Origin of the sequence: Gordonia sp. DT218 (assembly GCF_049847105.1) — a bacterium.
Lineage (GTDB): Bacteria > Actinomycetota > Actinomycetes > Mycobacteriales > Mycobacteriaceae > Gordonia.
The window spans coordinates 55,607-70,394 of sequence record NZ_JBNCNS010000002.1 but is presented as its reverse complement, the minus strand read 5'-3'; the positions used below and the strand labels follow the sequence as shown (position 1 = coordinate 70,394).

The following is a 14,788-nucleotide window of genomic DNA, read 5'->3' as shown; positions in this document are numbered from 1 at the left end:
GCCGATCATCGCTGCATGGACGAACACGGTGGCACCTCGTCGTCGGACATGTTCCGCAGGCGCGACGCGCTCATCGCCCGCGGTTCCGATGACCGGCGACTGCGTCAGGAACTCGACGGCGGCACGCTGATCAAACCGTGGCGCGGCGTCTATCTTCCTGCGCCGGAATCGAGTTCCGCCGACGCCGCCTACCTGGCCCGCGTACTCGCCGCATGCGAGGTCGCGGAGATCGACAAGGTGGTCAGTCATCAGTCCGCGGCCGCAATCCATGGCCTACCGCTGCTGCACCCCGACCGTTCCCGGGTGCACTTCACGGTGAACCGCACATCCGGTGGTCACCGACGCGGACAGGTCCTCCACCCTGCACGACTCACCTCCGACGACGTCGTGTCCGTCGACGGACGCGCGGTCACCTCGCTTGCCCGCACCGCGGCCGACATCGCGCGGACCGGAAACATGAACCAGGCCGTGTGCGTCTTCGATTCCGCACTACGTGCGGGAGCAACAATCGAAGAACTCCGCGACGCCGTGGCCGGCAACCGCGGTCGTGTCGGCAACTCCGTGGCGCGCGCAGCCCTCCCACACGCGAACCCGCAGTCGGAATCCATCGCCGAATCATTCAGTCGGGCACTGATCGTCGGCTTCGACGACGTCCCAACCCCCATCGCGCAGCACGAGTTGTTCACAACCTCGGGGATCTTCGTCGCCCGCGTGGACCTCTACTGGGACGAAGAACGGATGGTCGGCGAGGTCGACGGCCGCGGGAAGTACACTGCCGACCTCGACCCCGGAGAACACCCCGGTGACCGGGTCTGGGACGAGAAGCGTCGCGAAGACGCCATTCGGGATCTCGACGAGACCGTGGTGCGGTGGGGATGGCAGGAATGCATGCACCCCGAACGACTCCACGCACTCTTGCGCCGAGGCCTGACCCGGGCCCGCAAACGCCGCTGAACCGCAGCCGCGACGGTTTCCGTCATCCGCGACGGGAATTCGGGGTCGCGGATGCAGGAAACCGTCGCGGCTGCGGAGAAGGGTTTGGGTGGGTGGGTGCGTAGGGGTGTCAGACTTTGGAGTTGCCCATGTCGATCTGGAACTCCGCCCCGGTGATCGCCTTGGCACCGTCCGAGGACAGATACACCACGGCATCGGAGATCTCGTCCAGCGACGCCACCGGGTGGTAGTCCAGGACTGAGGTCAGATGTGGTGTCACCCAAGGCATTCCGAAGATCCGGTGGGCCTCGGTGTCGGCGACCCCCATCGGGGTGTCGACTGCGTAGGGGTGGACACTGTTGACCCGAATCCGGTAGTGCCCGAGTTCCTTGGCCGCGGTCTGGGTGAGACCACGCAGTCCGAACTTCGAGGCCGAGTACGACGCCTGCATCGGCATGGCCTTCAGCCCGGCCACCGAGCTGATCACGACGATGGAACCGCCATTGCCGGCCTCGAGCATCGCGGGGATGGTCGCCTTCAGGGTCTTCCACGTGCCGACCAGGTTGACGTCGACGACATCGGTGAACTGTTCCTCGGAGAGTTCCCACACCTTGCCCCACGTGAGGATGCCCGCGTTGGCGATCACATGGTCGAGTCTGCCGAACTGTTCGACCCCGTCGGCGACCAGTTCTTGCTGGAACGCGAGGTCGCGTGTATCACCCTGCCGGGCAAGAATCTTGCCTCCGGCCTCCTCGACGAGCCGGATCGTCTCGGCGAAGTCGTCGGTGGTCGCCGACGGATAGGTGGCGTGCTCGGCCACCGGACCGGCGATGTCGAGACCGATGATCGCCGCGCCTTCGCGTGCGAATCGCAGGGCATGGTTGCGCCCCTGCCCACGTGCGATTCCGGTGATGTAGACGACCTTGCCGTCGAATTGGCCCATCCGCCGAGTCCTCATTCTCTCGTCCTGGTCACCAGTGGCGATGTCCCGCTTCCGCACCTTCGGCGCCGGAGAAACGCGAACACCCGCCACGGGTGAACTGTGTCGCAAAACTGTAACACGTTCTACTTTGTGGCGGGCGTTCGCGAGACCCTGGAGATCAGCTGCCGCCGAAGGTGCGTTCGAAATCCTCCGGGATGATCAGGTCGTCGCGGGACAGTTCGTGAACACTGTTGTGTCCCAGCCCCATGACCACACCGTCGAGACCCATGCGGAGCAGGTCGAGAACATTCTCGACGCCGGCCTGTCCGTTGGCCGCCAGCCCCCAGAGGTAGGCGCGACCGACCATGACCGCCCGAGCGCCCAAGGCCAGGGCTTTGGCCACATCGCTGCCCCGGCGGACGCCTCCGTCGAGCAGGACGTCGACCTGATCGCCCACCTGATCCGCGATCGGACCGAGCAGCCGGATCGTGGCCGGGGTGCCGTCGAGGTTGTTGCCGCCGTGATTCGAGACGGAGATGGCCGACGCACCGATGTCGACGGCCCGCTTGGCATCATCGAGACGGGTGATGCCCTTGACCATGAAGGGTCCGTCCCACTGCTCGCGCAGCCACTGCAGGTCCTCCCAGGTCGGCGGCGGAGTGTTCATCCATTGGCCGTAGGCGCCGAAGAACGTCGGGCCCGGCTCTCCCCTGGGCGTCAGGTTGGGCGCGGTGAGGTCGGGGATCTCGACCTTGCCGCCGCGGACCCAGTCGAGCGCGTAACGCGGCTTGACCGCGATCTCCGGTGCCAGTTTCAGCAACGCCTGGAAATCGACCTTCTCCGGGATGTCCGGGCTGCCCCAGTCGCGACCGATGTTGAACACCCAGTCGGTGGTGACGATGAGCCCCTTGGCGCCCGCCTCCTTGGCTCGCAGTGCGCGAGCGAGGATCTCGTCGCGGGTGCCGAGCCAGTAGATCTGGAAGAAGACCTTGTCGTTGACTGCGGTGACCTCCTCCACCGGATGCGACGCGAAGCTGGACAGCCCCATGGCCGTCCCTCGCGCGGCGGCCGCCCGGGCGACCGCGACCTCGCCGTCGGGGTCGACGGCCTGCACGCCGGTCGGCGAGATCATCACCGGGAACGAGAGGTCCTGACCCATCACCGTGGTCGACAGTTCACGATCGGGCTGTGCACCGACCACGTGCGGCGCGAAGCCGAGCTCGGAGAACGCATTGACGTTGTCGCCCAGCGTGATACCGGCCTGCGTGCCGGCGACCAACGACGAGTACACCGATTTCGGCAACCGTTTCTTCGCACGACGCTGCGCCTCGTGAACCGTTTCGAACCACGGGTTGCGGGCCCAGGGATTGGCCATGTTCTTTCCTACCTACTTCATTGTGTGATGGCAGCACAGAACACCCGAAGGGCCGGGCATCCCGTTGTTGCGGGGTGGGTCAGAGCGTGAAGCCCGCGAGGGGGTTCTCGTCACAACTCTTCGACGGCGGGGCACCGATCGGCAACAGGTCGCCGTCGGCCTGGCGGGTCATCAACGTCAGCGGCGTGCCACGTGAATGATCTTTGTTCGCAGTCGGTTTGGAGCGCTCACCGGCAAGCAACTGCTCGCCGTAGCCCTGCACGCACTCGGGGTCGGGCCCGGCCAGGGGCAGGCCGGTGAAGAACTTCGCGGCCATACAGCCGCCGCGGCACGCATCGAAATGGGCGCACTTGGTGCAGGCTCCCGCGTTCTGCGGTTCGCGCAGTTCGGTGAACAGATCCGAATGCTGCCAGATCTCCCGGAAGCCGCCGTCGGCGAGGATGTTGCCGGCGAGGAAGTTCTCGTGGATCGCGAACGGACAGGCGTACACGTCGCCGACGGGATCGATGAGGCACACCACGCGTCCGGCACCACACAGGTTCAGCCCCGGGAGAGCGCCACCACCATCGGCCCCGCCGAACGCGGAGAGATGGAAGAACGAGTCACCGGTGAGCACCCCGTCTCCGTGCGCGACAAGCCAGTTGTAGAGCTCACGCTGCTGTTCGGGCAGCGGGTGCAGATCATCCCACACGTCGGCGCCACGACCCGACGGCCGGAGGCGGGTGATGCGCAGGGTCGCGTTGTACCGATCGGCCAGTGCCTTGAACTCGTCGAGCTGTTCGACATTCTGCCGCGTCATCACGACGCTGATCTTCGCGTCGGCGAAGCCCGCCTCGTGCAGGTTCTCCAGGGCGCGCACGGCCATGTCGAAGGATCCCGGACCGCGGACCGCGTCGTTGACCTCCGCGGTGGCACCGTCCAGCGAGATCTGCACGTCGACGTAATCCGAGGCGGCCAGGCGCTCCGCCACCGCCTTGTCGATACGTAATCCGTTGGTGGAGAACTTCACCCCGACCTGGTGGCTGGTCGCGTAGTCGACGAGCTCCCAGAAATCGGGCCGAACGGTCGGTTCGCCGCCGCCGATGTTGACGTAGAAGACCTGCATGCGCTGCAGCTCGTCGATGATCGCCTTGCACTGTTCGGTGGAGAGTTCGCGCGGATCCCGCTTTCCCGACGACGACAGGCAGTGCACACACGCGAGATTGCACGCGTAGGTCAGCTCCCAGGTCAGGCAGATCGGGGCGTCGAGCCCCTTCTCGAACTGGTCGACGAGCCGCCCCACCTTGGGGGTCTTCGGGGCAGGCGACGCAGGGGCGACGAGATCCGTTGCGGTGGGCGGAAGTTCCAATGTGGTCATCGGGTGTGACTCCTCAGGACTGGTCGGCGAGGCGAGGCGAGGCGAGGGACAGTACTCAGGCGGCGGGGCGGGGGACGATCATGCCCGAGTCGGCGAGCGCGCCGAGCGCCTGCACGTAGAGCGCACGATCGGCTTCGCCGAGGCCTGCGGCGGCCAACGCGTCCGAGGCACTGGCGTGGTCGCCGAGCGAGGACACGATGTCCACGACTGTCAGGTTCTTCAGGAAGGACAGCTTGCGGGTGCCGAAGTGGTAGAGCAGCGCGCCGAACGGCTCGGGCCGCAGCGCGACCTTCGGATTCAGCGTCCATGCTCCACCGGAATCGAATTGCGGTGCCGGGCCGGTGCCGGCGGACGCAGCGACGCGACCGCCGGACACCGGTGCGGATGTCGGGGTCGACATCAGTAGACCCCGCACATCCCGTCGATCGACACCTCTTCGACGAGGGACTCGCCCACGAGCTCGGTGTCCTGCGTCGACGTGGCTGACTGATCGGCCATGATCCAACCTCCAATTTTTGTCGGTAGTGATTCGGATCACTGGATACTATAATGGCACTCGGTGCAGAAAAACACCCCCCGACGAAAACTGACCAGACGGACAGGTGACGATGAACCCATCAGACGCGGTGCGCCCACTCATACGCACCGCGCACGCAGGTCGGCGACCGGTCACCTCGCGCGCCCGGATCAGTGCGGTCGCGATCGACCTGTTCACCGCCAAGGGTTTCGAGGAGACGAGCGTCGACGACGTCGCGGACGCGGTCGGCGTCGCCCGCCGCACACTGTTCCGCTACTACCCGTCCAAGAACGCGATCGCCTGGGGTGATTTCGATGCGCACCTCGCCGAGATGCGTGCCCTCCTGGCCGAGATCCCCGATGATCTGCCGATCGCCCAGGCCCTGGGACGCGCACTCATCTCGTTCAACGCGGTGCCCGACACCGAACTCACCGCCCATCGTCGACGGATGTCGCTGCTACTCGGAGTGCCCGCACTCCAAGCACACTCGATGCTCATGTACGCGGAGTGGCGTCAGGTGATCGCCGATTTCTGCGCGCACCGCCTCGACCTGGGCGAGCACGACCATCTCCCCCAGACCATCGCCTGGATGTGCCTCGGCACCGCACTGGCCGCGTACGAGCAGTGGCTCACCCACCCCGACTCCGACCTCGAAGCCCTGATCGTCGCCGGCACACGTACTCTGTCGCAAGGAGTCGGCGCGCTGTCGTGATCGGCTCCCCATGCGATACGCTGGACTAGAACGTGTTCTAATTTTGTTTCGGAACGGCGATGCCCGGACGCCTGTCCGCACTTGCCGGCCAGACCTGGAGAGGTGGCGAGATGACCGAGTTGACACCGCACGGCTCGCGCAGTGTGATCCTCACGGTCGCCGAGGTCATCGACGAGACCGCGGACGCCCGATCAGTCGTCTTCGAGCTTCCTGACACCCTCACCGAGTCCTTCACGGACTACAAGCCCGGCCAGTTCCTGACGCTGCGGATCCCGAGCGATCAGACCGGTTCGGTCGCGCGTTGCTATTCGCTGGCGTCCGCGCCGGGCACCGACAAGCTCCCGAAGGTCACCGTCAAACGTACGGTCGACGGTTACGGATCCAACTGGGTCTGCGACAACCTCACCGCCGGTGCCCAGATCGAGGTGCTGCCACCCTCGGGCGTCTTCACCCCCAAGGAACTCGACACCGAGTTGCTGCTCATCGCGGCGGGCAGCGGTGTCACCCCGGTGATGTCCATCCTGAAATCGGCTCTGCACGGCGGCACCGCCCGCGTCACCTTCTTCTACGCCAACCGCGGCGTCGACGACGTGATCTTCGCCGACGAGTTGCGCGAACTGCAAGATGCGTATGCCGACCGCCTCACGGTGATCCACTGGCTCGAATCCCTCCAGGGCCTGCCGAACCACGAAGTGCTGGCCACGACCTTCCGGCCGTACTCCGAACACGCCGCGTATATGTGCGGTCCGGGCCTGTTCATGGACGCAGTCCACAAAGGCCTTGCGGGCGCGGGGTTTCCGCACCACAACGTGCACACCGAGGTCTACAACTCGCTGGCCGGGGATCCGTTCGCCGACGTGGTGCTCGACGAGGTCAGCGAGGCCGAGGACGCCGAGGCCGCGACGGTCGAGGTGGAACTCGACGGCGAGACCCACAATCTGAAGTGGCCACGGAAACGGTCCCTGGTCGACATCATGCTGGCCGCGGGCCTCGACGCACCGTACTCCTGCCAGGAAGGCGAATGCGGTTCGTGTGCCTGCACCCTCAGCGAGGGTACGGTCGAGATGGAGAACACGGGGGCACTCGATCCGGAGGACATCGCCGACGGTTACATCCTCGGATGCCAGGCGCACCCCACGTCGGACTCGCTCAAGATCGAGTTCTGACCCACCACCGCGCGAACCTCGACGAGAAGGACTGACGATGAACTCCGAACGACTGGCACGTGGGCTCGGCGGCATGCTGTTGACCATCGGCACATTGCATTTCGTGGCGCCGAAGCCGTTCGACGAGATCATCCCGAAAGAGATCCCCGCCGATCCGCGGACACTCACCTACGCATCAGGTGTCGCCGAGGTCGCCATCGGCGCGGGTCTGCTGGCACCGCGCACGCGACGTCCCGCTGCCGCACTGGCCGCCGCACTCTTCGTCGCGGTCTATCCCGCGAACATCAACATGGTGCGACTGTGGAAGGACAAGCCCGCTGCCATGAAGGCCGTGGCGATCGGTCGCCTGCCGCTGCAGTTCCCGATGATCTGGGCTGCGGTCAAGGTGTTCCGCTCCACACCGCAGAATCGCTGATCCAGAACCACTTTCGACTTTCGCCGAGGGTCGGTGCCGGAGTCACTCAGCGTAGGGACCGCAGATACGCCCGGTCACCGGGATCGAGGTGCTCGGTCGCGTAACGCAGTGCGGTACTGCCCATCTGGGCGGCGTGCGCACCCAGATAGTCCGTCAGCACGGTGCGATCCACGCGTTTCCCGAGTTCGCGCAACATCCATCCGGTCGCCTTCTGGATCAGATCACGACGATCATCGAGGGCGACCGATACGACGGCGATGGTGGCGTCGGAGGACCCGTGCTTGAGAAACGCGAACGTCCCGACGATGCCGGCCCGTCGGCACCACAGGTCGTCGTGTTCCGCCAGTTCGACGAGCGGCTCGTGGTCGGCACACGAGACCAGCCATTCGCCCAGAATCGGGTCGGCCGACGAGTCGATGAGATCCCAGTTGTCCACCCGCCCGTCGTGCAGGGCGGTCAGGTAGAGCTCAACCCAGGCGGACTGCTCGGTGCCGGCCGACGCCCTCTCGAACTCCGCGCGGAGCAGGAAGAGAGCGAGCAGGCGATGCTCATGTATTCGCGAGTCCAACAGCTCGCGGATCGCACTCGGCTGCACCCCGCGAAATCGCTTGGCCACCTTACGTAACGGCGGCACGGCGACACCGACGAACACATCGCCCTCGCCGTACTCGCCCGGCCCGGTCTTGAAGAAGCGTGCCGAGCTCGCCGCCCGGGCGGGATCCGCCAGTTCGGCGACCGCCGCCACGATCTCCGACGCCCGGAACGCGGCGGCCATCGTCAGGCGATGAGGTCGGCGATCGGGGTGCGTGTGAGGAGCTTCGGGCGCGTCTTCATGACCGCGCCGACCTTACCCGCACCGACCACGCCGGTGAGGATGCCGTCGCGGCTGTAGTACGCCAAGAACTTTCGGCCGTCGTCGTCCACCACATGGACCTCGTCGGTCGACTCCGGGCGGCCGAGCACCTGGATCTTGAGGTCGTACTGATCGCTCCAGAAGTACGCGGGCGTGGCGGGGATCATGGCGTCCGTCTTCGCGATCCGGTGCGCGACGACACTCGCCTGCTCGACGGTGTGCGTCCAGTGCTCGACCCGCCGTGTCCCACCGTTCTCGGTACGCCAGTTGGCCACATCGCCGAGAGCATAGACATCGGGAGCCGATGTCACGCCGTGTTCATCGCAGGCGATGCCACCACCGACCTCCCGGGGTGCGACCTCGATCCCCGAGCCGTCGAGATAGTCGATGACGGGGGCCGATCCGATTCCGACCACCACGACGTCGGCGTCGACCTCGGCGCCGTCGGACAGGCGCACCCCTCGTACCCGGAAGCCGTCCGACAGCACCTCGTCGACCCCGATGCCGGTGCGGACGTCGACGCCGTTGGCGACATGCAACCGGGTGACCATGTTGCCGATCTCGGGCCCCAACGCCGCGACCAGCGGTGTCGGTGCCGGCTCGACCAGGGTGACCGCCAGGCCACGCTGGTTGAGGCTCGCCGCAACCTCGCAGCCGATGAATCCGGCGCCCACCACCACCGCCCGGGTCGCGCCCTCGAGCTCGCCGCGCAGGGTGAGAGCGTCATCGATGCTGCGCAAGACGTGCACACCCGGCACATCGTCGCAACCGGGCAGCGACCGCGGCCGAAGTCCGGTGGCAAGGACCAGGGTCTCGTACGCCACGATCTCGCTGCGCGCCGGATCGTCGAAGCGCTCGACGGTGACCGTGTGATCCTCCGGCGAGATCGCGCTCACCCGCTCCCCGACCCGCAGGTCGATCGACGAGTCGCCGAAGAACTCGGCAGGCTTCAGGTCGACGCGGTCGTCCTTGCCGAGCAGCACCGACTTCGACAGCGGCGGGCGATCGTAGGGCGGATGGGGCTCGGCCCCGATCAGCGTGATGGTTCCGGCATAGTTGTTGGCGCGCAGGCTCTCAGCGACGCGGATCCCACCCAGGCCCGCTCCCACCACGACCACACCCGCGGTTGACCCACTCATCTGCGTCCTCCCATGACGTATCCAGATCCGTGCCCACGAGGTGCAACCCGGCGCCGCGACGTCGACGCGGTCCGCGTCGCCCGCGGTCGCCGGCCACCGTGAGCCGGCCGGAGATGCGCTGGATGCACCCCCTCATCGGGTGACATCGCCGACCATCTCGAGGTCGGCGAGCCGCCAGTTGCCCCCGACATTACGCATAGTGGCCCACCGAGCGGTAGAGGTGCGTTCTCCGTCGGTGCCGGCGGATGGGGTCACGCCGGGCAACCTCACAGACTGATCGGCGAACACCATCATCTGGGCCTGGTCCGCGGCGTATGCGTTCACCCCGACGCCAACCACCCGGACCGTCATGCTCGCTCCGCCCGTCACCGCACCGGGCAACACGACATCGGGCCCTTCACTGCGGTACCGGAGGAGCAACGAACCCGTCAGACGCGCCGCCACCGCCGCGCGGTCGGACGGTGTGGAATCGGGCCCGAAGGTCATCAGCGCCGTGACCGCCTCGCTCGTCGCGGCCTGCACGGCGTCGCGCTGGGCCTCGTCGGGAACCGGTCGCGCGCGGTGAGCACCCACGAATCCGGCGATCGCCACGATCGTCGCGACGAGCACGATCACCACCGCCGTACCGAACCAGCGCCGTCCACGACGGGTGAGCTGCAACCCGCCGGTCACGTCAGTCCCGCCTGACTCATCAGCCACCCGGCGGATGTTCGCGTCATCGTCACCTCGATGTTCACGCGTCGGTCGCCGTAGTCGCCACCGACCAAGGTCGGATCGGTGGCCTCGGCGACCATCAGCACGCGTGCCTGCGCGCCGACGTCGTCGGAGGGCGGATCCGTGATCAGACCGGCGGACAAGACCTGCCCGGTACTCGGCCGGTCCTGGCGACCGATCTCGGCGACGAGGACATCGCGCGACGTGACGAGCCGGTCGTGCTGGGCCCCGGTGGTCACGGCCAGCACCCGATCGAGGTAGCCGGCGGGATCACGGGGATTCGCGGTCAGCAATGCGGTCACCGCCGAACGTGATCCATCGAGTGCCGCGGTCGCGGCGTCGGCACGTTCCGTCGCAGATCGATTGTGCACCGCGACGGCCACGATCACCGCGACCAGGAGCACCACGACGGCCACAGCGAGGGCGGAGGCGATCACCAGGCGTCTCGACCGGCGACGGGCCCGATCGCGCAGCGGCCCGGCTGCCGCGACACGCGCCAGACGCGCATTCCGGGTCGCCTCGACCACCTGTTGCCGTGCCTGTTCCACACGTTCCTCATCGACCGCACTCATGAGATCACCTCGACGCGGGTCAGCAACCAGTGATCGTCGGCTTTGTCGAATCGAGCTGTGACCGAGGACCTCTCGGTGATCGGTGCACCGGCGGACGCGACGGCGGGTGTCGTCACGATCTTTGCGCGGATCAGCACGTCCCCGCTGTCGGGCCCTGCATCGACGATGCCGACGGCCTCCGGTGTCCACACGATGCTGCGTGCACCATCGGCAGGCGGGCGGGTCAGTTCCGATGCGTACCGGGCGGCGAACTCTCCGCCCACGAGTCCTCGGGCCCGGGTCCGATCGGCCTGCCACGTCGCGGTGTCGACCGAGAAGACCTGCGCCACCACCTTTCCGGCGTCATTACGCAGTTCATCGCGACTACGTTCGGTGGCGGAATCGGTGACCGAGACCCGCCATTGCCAGGCCAGTACCGCGAGCAGGACGACGAGTACCACCACGATCGCACCGGAGATGAGGAGCGCCGACCTCCTCGAGACGATCCGGGAATTGTTGCGCCCAACGCCGGCACGGGAATCGGTCATGGGATGTACTGCACCGCCGAGAGTTTCAGCTGACCGTCGTCGGGCGTCACCAGCACCCGTAGCCGGAACTGCTGGTCCGAAGGGGCGCGCCCCGCGGCCGCGTCACCGGAGAACTCGACCGTCGCGGCCACCAGGACCGCGGCCTCGTCCCCGGACCGGCCCGAGACCCCGGCGCCGTCCACGGTTCCCCGCGCCACGGTCCCCTGGCTCTGGACGAACCGACTGTAACCGTCGGCAGATTGCGCGAACTCGTCATAGAACGCGCCGGTCGCACCGTCCAGGATGCGCCTCGCCTGATCGGGACGTCGATGATCGGGGCTGAGCAGGAGGGACACCCTCGCCACCGCGGCCCGCTGGAAGTCGCCGTCGGTGTAGGCGCGCTCCGCGCGTACCCACAGCGTCCCCCCGATGACCGCCGCGACCACGGCGGCGACGGCGACGATCGCGATCACCCACCGGATTCGCGAAGGGCGTCGCTCACCGGCCTCGATCTCCGCCGTCCGCAGTTCATCGACCGCGCTGCGCAACTCGGCACGCGCGGTCCGCTCGTCGTCGAGCAGACGGTTGCCGGTCATGCGTCGTTCCTCTCACCGATGGCACCGACGTCACCGTCGAGCCGACTCCACCCTAACGGTGACGCCGGACACAGTCACAGGGGTGTCGTCCTATCGGCCGCCCTACCGTCCGTCGGCGCCGATACGCTGCGAATACGCTGCTCGCTGATCGTGGTCGTAGTCCAAGAACATACTGTCCAGCTTGGTCATTCGGCGCGACATCCGCTTCATGCGCTGCGGGATCGTCGCATTGGCATGCACCCAGGCCATGGACCGGGGAGCCGTCACCCGAACCCGCGGTCGGGCGATGATCGACACGACGTGTGCCGCGACATCCTCGGGGTCGACCGGCCGGACGAGCGAGTTGGTCCGCAGCCCCGAGATCAGACCGGTTCTGGTGAAGGTCGGGAGCACCGTACTGATCCGCACACCGGTGGGCTCCAACTCGGCGTCGAGGGCCTCGGAGAACTCTATGACGGCGGCTTTCGCGCCGTTGTAGATGGTCAGTCCGGGAGTCGGCAGACGTCCGGCGACCGATGCGATGTTGACGACCTGGCCGCGGCCCCGCGTCACCATCCGGCGGGCCGCGAGCTGGGTTCCGGTGATCACCCCGATGACATCGATGTCGAAGGTTCGCCGGATCAGGGCCTCGTCGTAGGAGAGGAAATGCCCGACCGGCATGATCCCGGCGTTGTTGATCAGGACATCGATCGGGCCGAGGGAATCCTCGACGCCGGAGAGGAAATCGTCGAAGGACTTGCGGTCGGTGACGTCGACGGAGAACCCCTCGACCCCGAGGTCGGCGGCCGCCTTGCCGACCGCCTCCTCGTCGACATCGCCGAGGGCGATGACGGCGCCCGCGTCGAACAGCTGTGTGGCCGTTTCGAATCCGATGCCGCGCGCACCGCCGGTGATGGCGATGATCTTGCCGCACAGAGCGGATCGGACCTCGTCGTGATCGGGCGTACGGCTGATTCGGTCGCGAAGGGACATCGGTGATCCTTTGGTGCTGAACGGAATTGACGAGACGGCGATCGAGGGACCCTCACCAGATCATCGGAGCCAGATACTTGGCGGCGAGTGCCCGGACCGCTTCGGGTTGCGTCCGGCTCTCGTCGGAGGTGGGGACCTCGAGATAGGAGATGACCAACCGGACGTGGAGCTCCACCGCCTGCAGCAGATCATCCGCGGGCATCGTGGCGCCTGCCTCCCGTAGCGTGGCAGCCACCCGATCGGTCACCATGTCGATGAACAGGGCGGTCACCGACGCGGTGATGCCCTTCATCTCCGAGTCGGTGAGCACCAGGCGGCGCATCAGCGGATCCTCGGACACCATCAGCGCGCCCTCGGCGAAGGCCTCGACCACCGCATCGGCGGGTCCGAGCCCGACGACCGCCTGTTCGAGGCGGCGCATCCCACGTTCGTAGAGATCGTTGGCCACCGCCAGCAGCAGCGCCTCCTTGTTGGGGAAGCGCCGGTAGAGCGTGCTCCGGCTGACGCCCGCCTGCGCGGCGACCTCGTCCATGTTCGCGCGCCGGACCCCGACCGAGGTGAACTCGGCCCCGGCCGCCGAGAGGATCGCCTGTTCCTGATCCTCCGGTGACGAGGTGTTGCGCGTCTTACGCGGCGCCCGTGTCGTCGTCATCGGCGTCGAATGCTCACGGGGAGCTTGTCTTTGGGAACGGGAAGGGAGCTGTAATCCATCGGCATGGTGTAGCCGTCCGGCACCGACCACTCGTGACCTCGTACCAGATGATGCAGGATCGTCTTGATCTCCATCTGGCCAAAATACAGGCCGATGCACTTGTGTACGCCACCGCCGAACGGCATCCAGGCCATGCGGTGGCCCTTGTCCTCGGCGCGGTCCGCCGAGAAGCGCTCGGGATCGAACATGTCCGGGTTGGTGAAGAACTCGGGGTCACGGTGATTGGTGAGCTGCGGCACCGAGACGAAGCTCCCCTTGGGGATGAAGTATCCCTGGACCGAGGTGTCCTTGATCGCCATCCGCGGCTGCGCGGGCACCGGCGGACACATTCGCAGAGATTCCTTCATCACTGCGTCGATGACCGAGAGCTTGCCGAGGTCGTCATAGCCGAGCTCGCGGTTGAGGTCCATCGACTGGTCGTACGCCTTCTGTTGCCATTCGGGCGCTTTCGCCATCCGGTAGGCCATCTGCGTCATGGTGATGGTCGACGTGTCGTGGGCGGCCATCAACACGAAGATCATGTGGTTGACCACGTCCTCGTCGGTGAAGCGGTCGCCGTCGTCGCTCTCCGCATGGCAGAGTACCGAGAACAGGTCCGGCGTCTCACGCGCCCGTTTGGCCGGGATGTTCTCGTAGAAGAACTCTTCGAGGACCCTGCGGGACCGGAGTCCCTTCCACCACCGTCCTCCGGGAACCGGCTTGCGCACGTAGGCGACTCCCGCACGCACCGTCTCGATGAAGGCCTTGTTGAGTTTGTCCGCATCGTGCTTGGGCAGTTCGACGCCGAGGAAGACCTCGAGGGCGACGTCGAGCGTCAGCTCCTTGAACTCGCTGAACAGCTTCACATCGCCGGTCGGGAACCGCTCGATCCGATCGGCGATCATGGGCTGCATCTCCTGCATGTAGCCCTTGAGCGCGGAGGGGGTGAACGCCTGCTGGAGAATGTGCCGATGGTGTCGGTGCTCGTCGAAATCGAGCAGCATGATGCCGCGATTGAAGAAGGGGCCGATGAAGTAGCTCCAGGCCGGCCCGTTGGCGAAGGCCTTGTCGCGGTTCATCAGGATCTCGTCGGCGGCCCGCGGGCCCGAGGCGATCACCATCTGGATACCGAGCGCGTTGAGCCCGGACACCTGGCCGAACCGTGCCAGCCGGTCGTCGCCGAACGCGAACGGATCACGCCGCATGGACATCATCTCGAGAATCCCGTTGCGGTCGGCGCACGGCACCTCGAGCAGGTCGCTGCCGACCGGGGCCTTCGCACACACCGTCGCTGTCATGCCACGTCTCCTCACACCCACGGGTCAGGGGCCGACTGTGACCCCGATCG

At 66.6% G+C, this 14,788-nt stretch carries 18 protein-coding genes; 4 read left to right on the top strand and 14 right to left on the bottom strand.

Annotated elements, in window-relative coordinates; translation table 11 throughout:
* The first annotated feature begins 15 nt into the window (after positions 1 to 15).
* Positions 16 to 954 carry a hypothetical protein gene (locus tag ACPXCG_RS07415; RefSeq protein WP_425790667.1) on the top strand — a complete coding sequence of 313 codons (939 nt, stop codon included), beginning with the start codon at positions 16 to 18 and terminating at the stop codon, positions 952 to 954.
* 109 nt (positions 955 to 1,063) lie between these two features.
* On the opposite strand, the gene ACPXCG_RS07410 is transcribed toward ACPXCG_RS07415, so the two are convergent.
* The 5 genes from ACPXCG_RS07410 to mftA form a co-directional block, all read right to left on the bottom strand.
* Positions 1,064 to 1,876 carry a mycofactocin-coupled SDR family oxidoreductase gene (locus ACPXCG_RS07410; protein ID WP_425790665.1) on the bottom strand — a complete coding sequence of 271 codons (813 nt, stop codon included), beginning with the start codon at positions 1,874 to 1,876 and terminating at the stop codon, positions 1,064 to 1,066.
* 157 nt (positions 1,877 to 2,033) lie between these two features.
* Positions 2,034 to 3,230 (bottom strand): pre-mycofactocin synthase MftD, encoded by a 1,197-nt coding sequence (gene mftD, locus ACPXCG_RS07405; RefSeq protein WP_425790663.1) that lies wholly within the window; start codon positions 3,228 to 3,230, stop codon positions 2,034 to 2,036.
* Between the two features lie 79 nt (positions 3,231 to 3,309).
* Complete coding sequence (gene mftC / locus ACPXCG_RS07400) at positions 3,310 to 4,587, bottom strand: mycofactocin radical SAM maturase (protein WP_425790661.1); 1,278 nt, start codon at positions 4,585 to 4,587, stop codon at positions 3,310 to 3,312.
* A gap of 55 nt (positions 4,588 to 4,642) precedes the next feature.
* Positions 4,643 to 4,987, bottom strand: coding sequence for a mycofactocin biosynthesis chaperone MftB (gene mftB, locus ACPXCG_RS07395; protein WP_425790659.1), 345 nt, complete (start codon positions 4,985 to 4,987; stop codon positions 4,643 to 4,645).
* Positions 4,987 to 5,085: a mycofactocin precursor MftA gene (gene mftA / locus ACPXCG_RS07390; RefSeq protein WP_267629915.1), complete on the bottom strand. Its 99-nt coding sequence runs from the start codon at positions 5,083 to 5,085 to the stop codon at positions 4,987 to 4,989. Before mftA ends, mftB begins: the two co-directional genes overlap by 1 nt.
* 110 nt (positions 5,086 to 5,195) lie before the next feature.
* On the opposite strand from mftA, the gene mftR reads away from it, so the two are divergent.
* The 3 genes from mftR (at position 5,196) to ACPXCG_RS07375 (ending at position 7,397) form a co-directional block, all read left to right on the top strand.
* Positions 5,196 to 5,816: a mycofactocin system transcriptional regulator gene (gene mftR, locus ACPXCG_RS07385; protein ID WP_425790657.1), complete on the top strand. Its 621-nt coding sequence runs from the start codon at positions 5,196 to 5,198 to the stop codon at positions 5,814 to 5,816.
* A gap of 110 nt (positions 5,817 to 5,926) precedes the next feature.
* Positions 5,927 to 6,982, top strand: a complete 1,056-nt coding sequence (locus ACPXCG_RS07380) for a 2Fe-2S iron-sulfur cluster-binding protein (RefSeq protein WP_425790655.1) — start codon at positions 5,927 to 5,929, stop codon at positions 6,980 to 6,982.
* Positions 6,983 to 7,019: 37 nt separating this feature from the next.
* Positions 7,020 to 7,397 (top strand): DoxX family protein, encoded by a 378-nt coding sequence (locus ACPXCG_RS07375; protein ID WP_425790653.1) that lies wholly within the window; start codon positions 7,020 to 7,022, stop codon positions 7,395 to 7,397.
* A gap of 46 nt (positions 7,398 to 7,443) precedes the next feature.
* Here the strand turns inward: ACPXCG_RS07375 and ACPXCG_RS07370 are convergent, their stop codons facing one another.
* The 9 genes from ACPXCG_RS07370 to ACPXCG_RS07330 all read right to left on the bottom strand — a co-directional run bounded on the left by ACPXCG_RS07370 (position 7,444) and on the right by ACPXCG_RS07330 (position 14,738).
* On the bottom strand, positions 7,444 to 8,172 hold the full coding sequence (locus ACPXCG_RS07370) for a DNA alkylation repair protein (protein WP_425790651.1): 729 nt from the start codon (positions 8,170 to 8,172) through the stop codon (positions 7,444 to 7,446).
* Positions 8,173 to 8,174: 2 nt separating this feature from the next.
* Positions 8,175 to 9,389, bottom strand: coding sequence for an NAD(P)/FAD-dependent oxidoreductase (locus ACPXCG_RS07365; RefSeq protein ID WP_425790650.1), 1,215 nt, complete (start codon positions 9,387 to 9,389; stop codon positions 8,175 to 8,177).
* Between the two features lie 132 nt (positions 9,390 to 9,521).
* Complete coding sequence (locus ACPXCG_RS07360) at positions 9,522 to 10,088, bottom strand: hypothetical protein (protein ID WP_425790648.1); 567 nt, start codon at positions 10,086 to 10,088, stop codon at positions 9,522 to 9,524.
* Positions 10,058 to 10,675 carry a hypothetical protein gene (locus ACPXCG_RS07355; protein WP_425790646.1) on the bottom strand — a complete coding sequence of 206 codons (618 nt, stop codon included), beginning with the start codon at positions 10,673 to 10,675 and terminating at the stop codon, positions 10,058 to 10,060. Before ACPXCG_RS07355 ends, ACPXCG_RS07360 begins: the two co-directional genes overlap by 31 nt.
* The gene (locus ACPXCG_RS07350) at positions 10,672 to 11,202 is read right to left on the bottom strand and encodes a hypothetical protein (RefSeq protein ID WP_425790644.1); all 531 of its coding nucleotides are present in this window, start codon (positions 11,200 to 11,202) and stop codon (positions 10,672 to 10,674) included. Before ACPXCG_RS07350 ends, ACPXCG_RS07355 begins: the two co-directional genes overlap by 4 nt.
* Positions 11,199 to 11,777 carry a hypothetical protein gene (locus ACPXCG_RS07345; protein ID WP_425790642.1) on the bottom strand — a complete coding sequence of 193 codons (579 nt, stop codon included), beginning with the start codon at positions 11,775 to 11,777 and terminating at the stop codon, positions 11,199 to 11,201. Before ACPXCG_RS07345 ends, ACPXCG_RS07350 begins: the two co-directional genes overlap by 4 nt.
* 102 nt (positions 11,778 to 11,879) lie before the next feature.
* Positions 11,880 to 12,749 (bottom strand): SDR family oxidoreductase, encoded by an 870-nt coding sequence (locus tag ACPXCG_RS07340; protein WP_425790640.1) that lies wholly within the window; start codon positions 12,747 to 12,749, stop codon positions 11,880 to 11,882.
* 52 nt (positions 12,750 to 12,801) lie between these two features.
* Positions 12,802 to 13,401, bottom strand: a complete 600-nt coding sequence (locus tag ACPXCG_RS07335; protein ID WP_267629927.1) for a TetR/AcrR family transcriptional regulator — start codon at positions 13,399 to 13,401, stop codon at positions 12,802 to 12,804.
* A complete protein-coding gene (locus ACPXCG_RS07330) occupies positions 13,398 to 14,738 on the bottom strand; it encodes a cytochrome P450 (RefSeq protein ID WP_425790638.1) in 1,341 nt (446 codons plus the stop codon). Before ACPXCG_RS07330 ends, ACPXCG_RS07335 begins: the two co-directional genes overlap by 4 nt.
* Positions 14,739 to 14,788: the final 50 nt, after the last annotated feature.